This is a genomic window from Microcoleus sp. T2B6, assembly GCF_036700475.1.
Taxonomy (GTDB): domain Bacteria; phylum Cyanobacteriota; class Cyanobacteriia; order Cyanobacteriales; family Microcoleaceae; genus Microcoleus.
Window position 1 is genome coordinate 1 of record NZ_JAUBOZ010000030.1, and the last position, 13,007, is coordinate 13,007.

17 protein-coding genes and 1 pseudogene are annotated in these 13,007 nt (G+C 46.0%); 5 read left to right on the forward strand and 13 right to left on the reverse strand.

Features of this window, described 5'->3' with window-relative positions; translation table 11 throughout:
* Positions 1-47: 47 nt before the first annotated feature.
* The 8 genes and pseudogenes from QUA00_RS15260 to QUA00_RS15295 form a co-directional block, all read right to left on the reverse strand.
* Positions 48-254, reverse strand: coding sequence for a hypothetical protein (locus QUA00_RS15260; RefSeq protein ID WP_333410132.1), 207 nt, complete (start codon positions 252-254; stop codon positions 48-50).
* A 22-nt stretch (positions 255-276) separates the two neighbouring features.
* On the reverse strand, positions 277-411 hold the full coding sequence (locus QUA00_RS15265; protein ID WP_333410133.1) for a hypothetical protein: 135 nt from the start codon (positions 409-411) through the stop codon (positions 277-279).
* 35 nt (positions 412-446) lie between these two features.
* On the reverse strand, positions 447-1,298 hold the full coding sequence (pstB, locus tag QUA00_RS15270; RefSeq protein ID WP_333139000.1) for a phosphate ABC transporter ATP-binding protein PstB: 852 nt from the start codon (positions 1,296-1,298) through the stop codon (positions 447-449).
* Positions 1,299-1,354: 56 nt separating this feature from the next.
* On the reverse strand, positions 1,355-2,335 hold the full coding sequence (gene pstA / locus QUA00_RS15275) for a phosphate ABC transporter permease PstA (RefSeq protein ID WP_333410134.1): 981 nt from the start codon (positions 2,333-2,335) through the stop codon (positions 1,355-1,357).
* Between the two features lie 82 nt (positions 2,336-2,417).
* Entirely contained in the window at positions 2,418-3,419 is a 1,002-nt protein-coding gene (pstC, locus tag QUA00_RS15280) for a phosphate ABC transporter permease subunit PstC (protein ID WP_333410135.1), read from the reverse strand.
* A 472-nt stretch (positions 3,420-3,891) separates the two neighbouring features.
* Entirely contained in the window at positions 3,892-4,920 is a 1,029-nt protein-coding gene (pstS, locus tag QUA00_RS15285) for a phosphate ABC transporter substrate-binding protein PstS (RefSeq protein WP_333410136.1), read from the reverse strand.
* A 209-nt stretch (positions 4,921-5,129) separates the two neighbouring features.
* Positions 5,130-6,356 (reverse strand): NYN domain-containing protein, encoded by a 1,227-nt coding sequence (locus tag QUA00_RS15290; RefSeq protein WP_333410163.1) that lies wholly within the window; start codon positions 6,354-6,356, stop codon positions 5,130-5,132.
* Between the two features lie 111 nt (positions 6,357-6,467).
* Positions 6,468-6,563, reverse strand: a pseudogene (locus QUA00_RS15295) (IS1/IS1595 family N-terminal zinc-binding domain-containing protein); the annotation flags it as partial.
* A gap of 190 nt (positions 6,564-6,753) precedes the next feature.
* On the opposite strand from QUA00_RS15295, the gene QUA00_RS15300 reads away from it, so the two are divergent.
* Together QUA00_RS15300 and QUA00_RS15305 are read left to right on the forward strand one after the other, a co-directional pair.
* Entirely contained in the window at positions 6,754-8,262 is a 1,509-nt protein-coding gene (locus QUA00_RS15300) for a UbiD family decarboxylase (RefSeq protein ID WP_333410137.1), read from the forward strand.
* Positions 8,263-8,436: 174 nt separating this feature from the next.
* On the forward strand, positions 8,437-8,709 hold the full coding sequence (locus tag QUA00_RS15305; protein WP_333139009.1) for a hypothetical protein: 273 nt from the start codon (positions 8,437-8,439) through the stop codon (positions 8,707-8,709).
* Between the two features lie 285 nt (positions 8,710-8,994).
* On the opposite strand, the gene QUA00_RS15310 is transcribed toward QUA00_RS15305, so the two are convergent.
* Together QUA00_RS15310 and QUA00_RS15315 are read right to left on the reverse strand one after the other, a co-directional pair.
* Positions 8,995-9,207: a helix-turn-helix domain-containing protein gene (locus QUA00_RS15310; RefSeq protein WP_190663748.1), complete on the reverse strand. Its 213-nt coding sequence runs from the start codon at positions 9,205-9,207 to the stop codon at positions 8,995-8,997.
* A 20-nt stretch (positions 9,208-9,227) separates the two neighbouring features.
* Positions 9,228-9,440: a helix-turn-helix domain-containing protein gene (locus QUA00_RS15315; protein ID WP_096831645.1), complete on the reverse strand. Its 213-nt coding sequence runs from the start codon at positions 9,438-9,440 to the stop codon at positions 9,228-9,230.
* Positions 9,441-9,567: 127 nt separating this feature from the next.
* On the opposite strand from QUA00_RS15315, the gene QUA00_RS15320 reads away from it, so the two are divergent.
* Both QUA00_RS15320 and QUA00_RS15325 read left to right on the forward strand, forming a co-directional pair.
* A complete protein-coding gene (locus tag QUA00_RS15320; RefSeq protein WP_333139012.1) occupies positions 9,568-9,810 on the forward strand; it encodes a hypothetical protein in 243 nt (80 codons plus the stop codon).
* Positions 9,811-9,967: 157 nt separating this feature from the next.
* Positions 9,968-10,753: a DUF4058 family protein gene (locus QUA00_RS15325; protein WP_333410164.1), complete on the forward strand. Its 786-nt coding sequence runs from the start codon at positions 9,968-9,970 to the stop codon at positions 10,751-10,753.
* Between the two features lie 129 nt (positions 10,754-10,882).
* Here the strand turns inward: QUA00_RS15325 and QUA00_RS15330 are convergent, their stop codons facing one another.
* Both QUA00_RS15330 and QUA00_RS15335 read right to left on the reverse strand, forming a co-directional pair.
* A complete protein-coding gene (locus QUA00_RS15330) occupies positions 10,883-11,554 on the reverse strand; it encodes an ABC transporter ATP-binding protein (protein ID WP_333307499.1) in 672 nt (223 codons plus the stop codon).
* Between the two features lie 23 nt (positions 11,555-11,577).
* On the reverse strand, positions 11,578-11,847 hold the full coding sequence (locus QUA00_RS15335; RefSeq protein ID WP_190663726.1) for a hypothetical protein: 270 nt from the start codon (positions 11,845-11,847) through the stop codon (positions 11,578-11,580).
* Between the two features lie 221 nt (positions 11,848-12,068).
* On the opposite strand from QUA00_RS15335, the gene QUA00_RS15340 reads away from it, so the two are divergent.
* Positions 12,069-12,200: a hypothetical protein gene (locus QUA00_RS15340; protein WP_333139016.1), complete on the forward strand. Its 132-nt coding sequence runs from the start codon at positions 12,069-12,071 to the stop codon at positions 12,198-12,200.
* Between the two features lie 31 nt (positions 12,201-12,231).
* On the opposite strand, the gene QUA00_RS15345 is transcribed toward QUA00_RS15340, so the two are convergent.
* Positions 12,232-13,007: calcium-binding protein (locus QUA00_RS15345; RefSeq protein ID WP_333410138.1), on the reverse strand; the 776-nt coding region annotated here is incomplete at its 5' end.

A 13,007-nucleotide genomic window follows, 5' to 3' on the forward strand; every position in this document is an offset into this window, starting at 1 on the left:
TCTATTGTCATATCACACTATGGTAAACACTTCTCTCTAATAGTAACTTACTCGATCCTTTCCTTCAGGGCACTACCGAACAGGCATCTTGCCTGTTCTGAAAACATAACTATAGCAGGCAACCTGCCAGCTCCACAAAAATATTTGTCTTGCCTGTTGTGGAACAGGCATCTTGCCTGTTCTGAAGATATAACTATAGCAGGCAACCTGCCAGCTCCACAAAAATATTTGTCTGTTTGTTGTGGAACAGGCATCTTGCCTGTCCTGAAGACATAACTATAGCAGGCAAGATGCCTGCACAAAAATATTTGTCTTGCCTGTTGTGGAACAGGCATCTTGCCTGTTCTGAAAACATAAATATAGCAGGCAAGATGCCTGCACAAAAATATTTGTCTGTTGTGGAACAGGCATCTTGCCTGTTCTGAAAGAGGCTCAAGATGTAAGTATTAACCGAAACGGCCTTGAATGTAATCTCTCGTACTCGAATTGCCCGCAGAAGTAAAAATTTTACTTGTCGGGCCAAATTCAACCAGGCGGCCGATGCGACTTTCATCAGTATTAAAAAATGCCGTGTAATCAGAAACACGAGCAGCCTGCTGCATATTGTGCGTCACAATCACAACAGTTAACTGCTGCCGCAGAGTCTGAAATAACTCCTCAATCTTCATCGTTGAAATCGGATCAAGAGCAGAACAAGGTTCATCCATCAGCAAAATTTTCGGCTTCACAGCCAAAGCGCGAGCAATACAAAGTCGCTGCTGCTGTCCCCCCGAAATCCCCTGAGCCGATTTCTTCAAATCGTCTTTGACTTCATTCCAAAGCGCCGCACTTTTGAGTGCAGATTCCACAATTTCATCTAATTCTGCTTTGCTTTTGCGACCAAAAATCCTCACGCCGTAAGCAATATTATCGTAGATGCTCAGCGGAAAAGGATTTGGTCTTTGAAACACCATCCCAATTTGCCGACGCAAACTATTAATGTTTACTTTCGGGCTGTAAATATCCTGTCCAAAAAACTCTACTCTTCCTTTAATTTGAACCTTTCCCTCCAATTCACCAATCCGGTTGAGAGCTTTGAGAAAGGTAGATTTGCCGCAACCTGAAGGGCCAATAATCGCCGTAATTTGCGGATGAGGGATATTCATCGATAAATTTTCTAAGACTTTGTGAGTTCCGTAATAAAAACTCAAGTCCTGAACCCGCAGTGCTGGCATTGCATTGGGGTCAATTTCCGGGGTGGCATCTTCTAGGAATTGATGTGTATAGTCTTCCGATTTCAAGTTAGCTTTAGGTTTCATTATTTGCCTGGTTATATTGTTAATATTTGACGGATAGATGCACTTGAGTTATTGATTTATCGGTTTTGCAAGCGTTTCCGAGTTACTGTACGGGATGCGACGCTAGCAATTAAAACCATCCCCAAAAGGACAGAGGCAGCAGTCCACGCCAATTCGTTCTGCTCCTTGTAAGGAGAGCTGGCGTAGCTATATATTAATACCGACATAGAAGGAGTCGGAGTTAGCAGTGTCTCTGGAATTTCTTTGAGTTTTAAGATGGTTTCTGCACCAATGGGGGACTGCATTATCTCGCCCAACTTATCAACTAAAGGAGGCCAAAATTGACTCGACAACGCTGTTACAATCAGCGGTGCGGTTTCGCCGGCGGCGCGGGAAGCAGCGAGTAAAATACCTGTGGTAATAGTTGGAAGTGCTGAGGGTATGATAATGCGAAACATCGTTTGAAAGCGTCCGCCTCCCAAACCAGCAGAAGCGAGGCGGTAAGAAGTAGGCACTAATTTTAATGCTTGTTCTGTTGTCAGAGCAACCACTGGAAGCATGATGATGCCGAGGGCAAAACCGCCTGCTAAGGATGAAAATGCTTTGGTGGTAACGACAATTAGGGCATAGGAAAAGACGCCAACTACGATCGAGGGAACGCTGCTGAGAATGACGGTTATAAACCGGATACTATTGGTAATCGCTTTGTTTTCTCTACCAAACTCCGACAAAAATATTCCCGTCATTACGCCTATGGGTACGCTGATTAATGTCGCAATTCCTACCATTAAAGCAGTGCCGAGAATGGCATTTGCAAAGCCGTTGGGCTGGTCTTCAACTCCGACGGGTGCTGGTAGAGACAATAGCACTTCCCAGCTCAAATGTGTCAGTCCTTCCCCCAGAATTTTGTATAAAATAGCAAACAAAGGGAGCAGGGCGAGAGCTGTCAGAGCGAAAGCGATAACTGTCATTCCCCGGCTGAAAAAAGTTCGGCTTAGCGACAGGGGATTGTTGATTTCTGCATCCAGAATACTGTTGGAATTTTGGGCTTGAGTCATGCGATTTGAGATTTGAGATTTTAGATGGAACCAGCGGGGAAATCCGGCGGTGCGGATTGCGATCAAATTGCTTTCGATGATGTTAAGTTTTAGCTTTCTTGGCCCCAATTAGCTGAACTAACAATACTGCGATCGCATTTACCAACAAAGTGATCACAAATAAAATTAAGGCTAAATACATCAAAGCGCCGGTGTGCAGCGGTTCGATAGCTTCGCGAAATTGACTTGCCAAAACAGCAGGAATTGAGTAGCTGGGAGCGAGCACGGATGGGTTAATTTGAATCGAGTTGCCAATTACCATTGTGACGGCCATTGTTTCGCCTAATGCGCGTCCCAATGCTAATATGGTGGCGCCGATAATCCCCGAACTAGCTGCTGGTAATAACAGCTTGAATATCGTTTCCCAGCGGGTGGCGCCGAGGGACATGGAAGCACTTCGCAAATCTACTGGAACCGACAGCAAGACATCGCGGCTGATGGCGGCTACTGTGGGCAAAATCATAATCGATAACAGTATTCCGGCCGGGAGCATTCCGGGGCCTAAAGGTTCGCTACTGAACAGGGGAAACCAACTGAAATTCTCGAACAATGACTGCTGCAATGGCAACAAAAAGGGAATCAAAACAAAGATTCCCCACAGCCCAACTATCACGCTGGGAATGGCCGAGATTAATTCCACCATGAATCCCAAGGGCGATCGCACCCAAACGGGTAAGAAGTTCTCGCTAGTAACTATAGCTACTGACAGCCCTAAAGGAAGTGCGATGATTATGCCGATCGCAGAACTAATTACAGTACCGTAAATAAACGGCAAAGCCCCAAATTGCAACTCGCCGATATCCCACTTGGGATTCCACAAGAATGAGAGTCCAAATTTGCTAATAGCAGGCCAAGCATCTTTAAAAATTACCGCACTCATCAAAAACAACGTACCCGCTGTAGCTAGGGCAAAACCCCACACAAATACTGTAAATCCTGACTCCATCCATAGACCTTCACCAGCAGTATCTGTCAAATCTACTTCTGTGTTTATTTCTGTCGGTTTCCGAGTTGATATTTTCGGTCTTTTGGAAAAATTGGTCATAGCCGAGTTATTGCGTAAAAAGCGAAATATTCGATCGAAAGACAAGCTTGTAGGGTACGCATTTATCCTGCTATCCTGCAGCAGGATGATCTGGTATTGCGATAGTCCGGCGGGGGTTTAAACCCCCGCCTCAAAGCTAAAGTCCTCTCAAGAGGACTGTTGGAATTCCCCAAAATAAATCTGGGTAAAAACCCACTTTATGGATAGTCTATTATTACCAGTTCTCCTTCGCGAGGACTTGAGGACTTTCGGTATAAGGTAGAGATTAAATCTCTGCCGAACTTGTTACATCAGTCATTATTCCTAGTCCTCATAGCGAGGACTTTCGCTATGAGGCAGGGATTTAAATCCCTGCCGGAATGCGGGAAAAGGGCAGATTTATTGGCACTCATACATCAGGAATATTGCTATACAAAATATGAGTTCTGAGCCATACATTGAACTCAAAATCCCTAACTCTGAAAAGCCCCAATTAACCTCTGGCAACCACAGTCTGATTCACTGTTTGAACCACCTTTTGAGCTGTAGCTGAAGGAATTGTAGTAAACTCTAGCTGTTTGTTGATACCTTGACCCGTAGTCATCACCCAATTAACCATCTTTTTAATAGCATCTGCTTTCGCAGCAGGGTACTGTTTGTAGATTAACAGCCAAGTCAAACCAACAATCGGATAACCGTCGTTAGGATTGCCTTCTACTAAGCGGAAATCTGCGGGGAATGTTTCCCCTGCTAAAGCTTTCTCTGCTTCAGCCAAGCTAGGCTCTACAAACCGGCCAGCTTTATTTTGAATAAATGCTGTTTGGAGATTGTTTTGCCGAGCAAAAGTATCTTGAACGTAGCCGATCGCACCCGCTGTATTCTTCACCAAAGCAGCTACGCCGGGGTTTCCTGGACCCCTGACAGCGTTGTCTGGCCAATTCGGCTGCGCGGCAGCTTTGATGGTGCTACCAGTTGCCTGCAAGTGATTAGCAAAAATAAAGCTAGTACCGCTGCTGTCTGCCCGTACAGCTACTCGAATCGCAGTATTTGGCAAGCCTTTAGCTTGTCCAGAAATTCCGGCTATTTTAGGATCGTTCCAGCGAGTAATCTTCCCTTCAAAGATGCCTTTCATGGCATCGTTACTTAGCCTCAGATTGGTCACTCCGGGCAAGTTATAAACAACTGCAACAGCGCCGCCAGCAGTCGGAACAGCTATTACACCCCGCTTTACCTCAGCGATTTGTGCAGCAGTCATCAGCGCATCGCTGCCTGCGAAATCAACGTTGCCTGAAATTAATGCTTTGATGCCAGCACCGCTGCCAGTTCCTTCATAGTTGACTGTAATGCCAGTTGGGCTTCTCATCTGAGAGAAGTAGCGATCGTAAAGGGGTTTCGGAAAAGTGGCTCCCGTACCGTTTAGGGTAACAGCAGCTACAGCGGAACTAATCAAAGTCAGCGAAAATGCTGCTGCTGCTAGTGTCACTATAAAACTACGTCGCCAACGTCCTGTGAAAAAATTCATACTCCTCCTCTCCCTTAATAGCCGACTTTGCAAATCTACGACCTAGGATAGACTGAAATCCGCAAGGAAAGGGAGCAAAAAGAATAAGCTTGTTTTAAATTTTGGTTAATAATAGATTAAATAATAAAAGAATAAGCTTGTCTTAAATTTTGGTTAATAATAGATTAAATTTTTCGACCAAAACTTGGAAACCTGATTTCTTAAATACATCAGGGAGCTGACTGTGCGATCGCCACTTCATAAATTTTACCTTTTTTCTTAACTTTAAATATTTTACAGGACTGCAAAAAATCGGCAAATTTGGTGTCCAAATCCAGCGATTTCAGCTTTTTAGTAATTGGTTGACCGTATTGCTTTTTAAATTCGCCGGCTACCTGGGGAATCGGAATGTAACTACCTGGAGATTCAGCAGTTAATGCCATTACAATTTTTGCTACCGATGCTTCGAGGGCGGCAGATAATTCAATTTTTGAATCGGAGGGTTGTTGAACGAGTCCCACTTGATGTTCGGTGCCGATTAATTTTATTTTAAAAGTAGCTGATTGCAACTGCAAAAATTTGATTAAACTAGAAGCTTTACCCAAAAAGCTTTTTACAATTAAATCAGCATGAGAGTGATATTTAGCAAAAAAAACTTTCTTAATTCTTGTTACAGGAATAGCATCCTCTTTCAACTCATTTTTTGCAGAGTCAATTATTTCTACAAGTATATTTTTTAAAACATCCAGCGACTCAATAGCCTTTGAATTGACAGCCGGTATTATTTCTGGCAAATTTTGCTCCGCAATATTTGGAGGAACAGCAACGGTCGCCAAAGATGGTTCAAGCACCGGGGGAAGTTGGTTTTGTGCTGACTCCGCCAGTGCTGCTGCTGGGGAATTTGTAGAATTGAACGCAACATTACGGCGCTCTTGAAAAAGCTCAGCTACACTAGAAAAACGAGCGATTCGCTCATCAATAGATTTGTGTTCAGCCTTCAACAACTCTGCAACTTGATTAGCCAATTCCTCAAAACTAGGGATTTCCTCTTCCCTTTCGCAAGAATAGTGCTTGCTCTCACCATTCTGACAGTTTTCTACAGACAAAACCGAATTTTGCCGACGCACCCGAAACACAGTCACTCCCTGATTTTGCAACTGATTGCAAAGATGATTTAACAAACCATCCGAAGAACAGACAAAAACTTGTCGCACATCCCGATATCGATATAAAATAGCAGCGCCAAAGGCAATCATTTTACCATCAGCACTATTCGCACCGCCCGGAACGTGAATCAGTTCGTAACCGCGATCGTAAAGTTCAGCATCCAACTTCCCCGTACTCGGATTTTTCCAGTTAGCAAAAGCAATTTTAACTTGCAGGGGATAGTCGCACAAACCCGCTAAAAATTGTTCTGTATTAAGCTTAAGTTTCAGATTTTCGGCATCTAACAGCAAAATCGCAATCCCGCCTGACTCTGTGGTGGTTGCAGGGGCGATTTCATGCGGGATAGCTTCGCTTAACCGTGTTTCCGTGCATGGGCGACTTAAAGACTGCGGACTGGGCGGCTCAAAAAATTGTTTGCGACAAGCTTTGCAAAGATACCGCTGATGACCGTTGGGACGGCCGTTTTTACGAAGTTGGTCAGATTCACATCGAGGACATTTCATGTAACTATTATTGCAGCCTCCTCCCGAACCCAACAAGGCATTACCTATCTTCTTCTTTCTCTTCCTTCGCGCCCTTGGCGTCTTCGCGGTTCGTTAAATACGTATCTTTTGAGCGGTTCAGGAGTAACTTGTGGTAGTCGATCGGCTCATAATAACAAAAGAACGTTAACAATTCTTAAAAAAAATGGCTAGAGACTTGCGGGGATTCCTAAAACTACTCGAAGAACGGGGACAACTGCGCCGGATTAGCGCTTTAGTCGATTCCGACCTCGAAATTGCCGAAATTTCCAACCAAATGCTGCAAAAAGGCGGCCCTGGACTGCTGTTTGAAAACGTCAAAGGGGCCGAATTCCCCGTCGCAATCAACCTGTTGGGTACGGAAGAGCGCGTTTGCTGGGCGATGAACATGGAAAAGCCGATCGAACTAGAAGAGCTCGGCAAAAAACTGGGAATGCTGCAACAGCCAAAACCGCCGAAAAAGATTTCCCAAGCGATAGAATTCGGCAAAGTGTTGTTTGACGTAGTGAAAGCCAAACCCGGCCGCGACTTTTTCCCAGCTTGTCAGCAAGTGGTATTTGAGGGAGAAGGGGTGGATTTGAACAAAATCCCGATGATTCGCCCTTATTCGGGAGATGCGGGCAAAATTATCACCCTGGGTTTGGTAATTACCAAAGATTGCGAAACGGGTACGCCGAATGTGGGGGTTTATCGGTTGCAGTTGCAGTCAAAAAACACGATGACTGTACACTGGTTATCGGTGCGGGGCGGGGCGCGACACTTGCGGAAAGCGGCGCAGGCTGGTAAAAAGTTGGAAGTTGCGATCGCCCTTGGAGTCGATCCCCTGATTATTCTCGCCGCAGCAACGCCAATTCCTGTAGATTTATCGGAATGGTTATTTGCCGGACTTTACGGCGGTTCCGGCGTGCAATTGGCGAAGTGCAAAACCGTAGATTTGGAAGTACCGGCGGACTCGGAAATCGTGTTAGAAGGAACGATTACGCCGGGGGAAGTTCTGCCCGACGGGCCCTTCGGGGATCACATGGGTTATTACGGTGGCGTGGAAGATTCGCCGTTGGTGCGGTTCCACTGCATGACGCACCGCAAAGACCCGATTTATCTGACGACATTTAGCGGGCGGCCGCCGAAAGAAGAAGCAATGATGGCGATCGCGCTTAACCGTATTTATACCCCTATTTTGCGGCAGCAAGTATCGGAAATTGTCGATTTCTTCTTACCGATGGAAGCGCTGAGTTATAAAGCGGCAATTATCTCGATCGATAAAGCATATCCCGGTCAAGCGCGCCGGGCTGCTTTAGCATTTTGGAGTGCATTACCGCAGTTTACTTACACTAAGTTTGTGATTGTTGTGGATAAAAGTATCAACATTCGCGACCCGCGTCAAGTAGTTTGGGCAATTAGTTCTAAAGTCGATCCGGTTCGGGATGTATTTATTCTGCCGAATACGCCTTTTGATACGTTAGATTTTGCCAGTGAAAAGATTGGTTTGGGAGGCAGAATGGGGATTGATGCTACTACGAAGATGCCGCCGGAAACCGATCACGAATGGGGGGAAGTTTTGGAGTCCGATCCGGATGTGGCGGCGATGGTAGAAAGGCGTTGGGCTGAGTATGGTTTGGCAGATTTGAATTTGGGTGAAGTCGATCCGAATTTGTTTGGATATGAGATGAAGTAGGGGAATCAACCGTAAAGGCGCAGAGGAGGAGGGGAGAGTGATAATTTCTCCCTTTTTTTCGGAATTTTGATAAACTTAGAGTAACGTTTAGTCACTTCTGAGATTTTCAGTATGTTGGAATAGTTGCTCACGCTTAAAAATGCAAAATGAAAAATTAAAGATGGAGGATACACCATGACATCGCAACTTCAACAAACCATCAATCTGGCTCGGTCACTTTCATTTACAGAGCAGCTTGAACTCCTAAAAACACTATCCACAATCATTCAACAAACCCATTCTCTAGAAAACCAAATCACGCCCGAAGCAGACACAGATTTTTCAGGAGAAAGCTTTCGCACATCCTGGCGACAAGCTGTAACCGGACAAACTCTACCCCTTTCTGAACTTTGGGAGGGCATCGAACAAATATCTTGCATTTGTTGCGACATTCCGGCAGGGGTTTAAACCCCTGCCTCAAAACGAAAGTCCACGCTTTGTGGACTGAAGAAATGATTGATTCAAAATTTAAAAAAAAGGATTGAAGCGGAGAGCGATCGCCTTTTCAGTCGTCTTTAGACGACTTGAGCTTTGATGCGGGGGTTTCAACCCCCGACGGACTGTTGCAAAAAAGGATTGAAGCGGAGAGCGATCGCCTTTTCAGTCGTCTTTAGACGACTTGAGCTTTGAGGCGGGGGTTTCAACCCCCGACGGACTGTTGCAAGAAGTGCAAAAACTAAATCACAAATCAGTTTACCGTTCCAAAACCTCAACCAAGTCTTCCACCATCACATCGAAGACAGCAGCAAGTTTCTGCAAAGCCGTATAGTCCACCGTTGCCATTTTGGGAGCTTGGGCGTATTTTTTAACCGTGCTGTAGGGAATTCCCGTTCTGTCAGAGACTTCTTTGAGCGTCCAACCCTTTTCCTCAGCTAGTTCTCGAACCCGCAACCGAATTAATCCCATCTTCCCGCTGACAAATCAGTTTACTGTTCCAAAATCTCAACTAAATCTTCGATCGCAATATCGAACGCACGGGCCATCTTGTCCAAAGCTGTGTAGTCAACGGTAGCCATGCCTGGAGAATTGGCATAGGTAATGATCGTGGTATATGGAATACCTGTTCTTTTGGATACTTCTGTCAGATTCCAACCCTTCTCTTGAGCAAATTCTCGAACTCGCAGCCTAATTCGTCCCATTCCCTCTTGACAACACTCGAGTATTCGAGTTTAATATAAAACATAAATAAGCGATCGCCCTCGGACCTGAGAAATCAAGGGCGATCGCCTTTCATTCACCACCCACAAAAGTGGGAAGGATTTTCCTATGATACCAAAACAACCGACATATCGCGATCGACTTCAACCTTGGTGCATAATTCGCCACCTCCCCAACTGTCAGCGCTTAACAGTCGCCCGTTTCGCCCGCCGCCCCGATGCCGAATCTTACCTAAATGCACTGCGCCGCTTAATGCCCGCAGTCCCGCATACAATTGTTTTCCTAAATGCGGTGTCTGTGTTAGATGAAAACAGCGTTCCAATTCCGGCACAATTGTCGATCGAAGTTTAAGCGTTGAAAAGTGTGAACAACAGGTAAGATGCCGGTTCCACAAACATTAAAATATGTTGTGGGGTGGGCATCTTGCCCGCCCAAGAAACAGGCAAGATGCCTGTTCCACAAATATTCAACTAAACTGGAAATAGATTTGAGTCAAGGAGTCACATCAATGCCATCTCCCTTCCCCGGTATGGACCCGTATTTAGAGCATCCTGAACTCTGGCCTGCCCTACATCACTTGTTAATTAGTGAAATTTTTAGATTTTTGTCTCCCCAACTGCGTCCTAAGTATTTAGTCTCGTTGGAAGTGAGAATCTATGAAACCGCTGACGACAATTTATCAATTGGCATTCCTGATGTAAACGTAATTCAGCCAAGAACTACAACCGAATTAATCACATCAAACGTAGCCATTGCAGCGCCCCCAACACAACCCTTGACAGTAAATATTCCCATGCCCTACCAGGTTCGGGAAGGCTATTTAGAAATTAGAGAAAGAGGAAACCAAGAACTAATCACCCTGATTGAACTCCTCTCGCCTAGCAATAAGCGCACAGGAAAAGGGCGACAAATGTACGAAGAAAAGCGAGAAGAAATTTTATCCAGTCGCACTCATTTAATTGAAATAGATTTATTGCGGCGCGGTCAAAGAATGCCAGTTATTGGCAATGACATTGAAAGCCACTATAGCGTTTTGGTGTGTCGGGGAAATCGCCGTCCCAGAGCAGATTTGTACGCTTTTAACGTGCAGAACCCGCTGCCTGCTTTTCCTTTACCACTGCGATCGGGCGATACCGAACCTATAATCAATTTGCAGGAATTATTCACTCAAATTTACGACATAGCAAGTTACGACCTCAAGATAGATTATCGCAACTGGGAAGTCATACCACCGCTGTCAGAAGCCGATACAATTTGGGCAGATGCTTGGTTGCGCGATCGGGGATTGCGGTGAATTTAGTTAGATTATATCGGGTTAATTATCACAAATACCGTAGGGGCGGGTTCACCCTAATCTACAACACAAGTGAGAAATTCAGATAAACCCGCCCCGGCCGCGACTATGACTCAAATTGCTTAACAGCTAAACATCTTGACTTTGCATCAACCGCTGCTTCAAACGCGCCGGATCTCCCCGATCGACCACCTCGCCCTTTTCCAACAAAAAAGCCCCATCACAATAATTCAACTCATCCAAACGGTGAGTCACCCACAAAGCCGTAATCCCGCGATTTTTCACCAACCGCTGCACCGCCGCCACCAAATCCAACTGAGAATCAGGATCTAACAAAGCCGTCGGTTCGTCCAACAGCAGAATTTCGCAGTGACGGGCGATCGCCCCAGCAAGAGCAATTCGCTGCTTCTGGCCCCCACTCAAAGCATAAATCGGCCGCCGCTGCAAATCCAGCAAATTCACAGCCTCCAAAGCCTCCGCCACCCTCTCCCGCACCTGAACGTTAGAAAGATTTTCCTCCACCAAACCAAAAGCCACATCCGCACCCACCGTCGGCATCACCAATTGGTGGTCGGGGTTTTGGAACACAAAACCCACCCGCCCACCCAGGTCAATTTCTCCCGACTGGGGGTGCAGCAGCCCAGCCATCAGCCTCAACAGCGTAGATTTGCCGCTGCCGTTAGTACCCAAAAGCATCCAAAACTCGCCCTTGGGTACATCCAGAGAGCAACCTTGCAACACTCGATCGCCCGACGGCCAGCAAAAACCCAAATCCCGCACAGCAACGGCTGACTGGCTCATATCGGCACCAACACCCCCAGCCCTCATTCTGCTGTCATCGAGACAAAACCAGGGGATCTGCCTGTAGATGACGCCCCCGATTTCTGAGAAACCACCACCCCAGAAATCTCGCTGCTGAGTACAGCCACCTTTTTCTCAGGATTTTTCTCGCAGGTGAGTTCCAAAATTTGCGGTTGGGAGTTGCGAATCGCCGCCAGTACCTGCTGGTAAACAGTCTCAGCGTCTTCCTCCAACTTCCGCTGCACCGACAGCGAGACGGGCGTATTTTTCACAATGATGTCAATGCTGAACATTCGGTTTAAAAAAATTAACTGTAAGATCCCAATTTTAAGTATAGGTGCTGAGGAGCAGAAGAGGATGATGGGATGGAAAAGATGGGGGGATGGGGAAGATGAGGACAGTCATTCGATTTTAGATTTTAGATTTTAGATTTTGGATTGACTTGCGCGAGATCAATTCGGGGGCTTGAGGATTTTAGATTTTAGATTTTGGATTGAGCCCACGGATAAATCACGTGGCGGGTACCACCTTTGAAATTCGTGGTCATGGACGCAACTGGCACATGGTGATGAGTGCGATCGCCCCTCGAACAGGAAGAATACAAGTGCGATCGCCTCCTCTCAAACTCAAAGGCGATCGCGATTAATTTCACTCAAATAGAGTGGACAAAGCCCATGCTACAGAATCACAAAAGCATTTGCCGTCAAAGCGCTTTGCGCTACCCCTTGAACGATACCCAAATAACTGGAGTCGGCTTTAACTTTAATTGCTATAGAATTGACAGCAGGTTGTCCAGTCAGAGTCAAACTGACATTTTCAAAGGAGAGGCCGCCAAATGTATTCCCGTCGGTGAGACCAATTTTGTCGCCAGTCTTGAAGTCTGTAATCACATCTGCATCTGTTAAACTGGTTGCGGCTATCTGTCCCCCACCTAAGACAAATGTATCGTTTCCATCGCCACCGGTGAGAAAATCTTGATGGCGATCGCCATAGAGAAAGTCGTCGCCAGCACCACCAGTTAGGCTATCTTTCTCTTTACCGCCCCGGATAGTATCATTGCCTTCTCCTCCGGTAAGAGTATCGTTGTCATTGTTGCCTAATATTTGGTCGTTGCCAGCACCACCTTCAAGGGAATCTGACTCTTTACCGCCGGATAAACAGTCATTACCCGCACCTCCGTCAATTGTATCGGCTCCTTGCATTCCGTTAACTGTATCAGCGCCGCTGGTGCCGGTAATTTTATCGCTGCCAGATAGGGCTAAGATTTGTTTACCAGTAGCAGTCGAGGGCAGTGAGAACAGCAAAATATCATCATTACTGTCTGAGAGGTTGTAAAATAGACCCGTAACAGTGTTTGCTGATTGCCCAGTAGGATTGCCTGAGCCGGGGGCATTAATTGTTGGTGTTGCGATATCTACAGGTGTACCGAAAATCTGTGGCGATGTTCCGGTAT